Annotated in this window: 1 protein-coding gene; it reads left to right on the top strand. The window is 42.4% G+C overall.

Features of this window, described 5'->3' with window-relative positions:
• On the top strand, nt 1–467 hold a 467-nt coding region (locus JZ791_RS44240), incomplete at both ends, for an acyl-CoA desaturase (RefSeq protein ID WP_216903956.1).

Genomic DNA, 467 nt, shown 5'->3' with positions numbered 1-467 from the left:
GGTCTGTCTATCACTGCTGGCTACCATCGTTTGTGGTCACATAAATCCTATGAAGCCCATCCTGTTGTCGAATATATTTTATTACTTGGTGCAACTTTGGCGGTTGAAAGCTCAGTATTTGACTGGTGTTCAGGGCATCGCTCACACCATCGCCATGTTGATGATGAATATGACGATCCGTATTCTTCTCGTCGTGGTTTTTGGTTTAGCCACATGGGCTGGATGCTACGCAAATACCCAAGCGGTCAATATGATTACAAAAATATCCCCGACCTAAAAAAAGATAAGCTACTTGCCCTACAACACAAGTATTATGGTTTTTGGGTAATTGCCACCAATGTTGTTATTCTAGCGATGATTGGCTGGATCACAGGGGATATGCTGGGTACATTTTTAGTTGCAGGTCTTCTACGCTTGGTATTGACGCATCATTTTACCTTTTTTATCAACTCGCTGTGCCATATGTT

This window comes from Nocardia alni (assembly GCF_019038435.1).
GTDB classification, from domain to species: Bacteria; Actinomycetota; Actinomycetes; order Mycobacteriales; family Mycobacteriaceae; genus Nocardia; species Nocardia alni.
The sequence above is the reverse complement of the archived record's forward strand: the minus strand, read 5'-3'. Positions and strand labels throughout refer to the sequence as shown.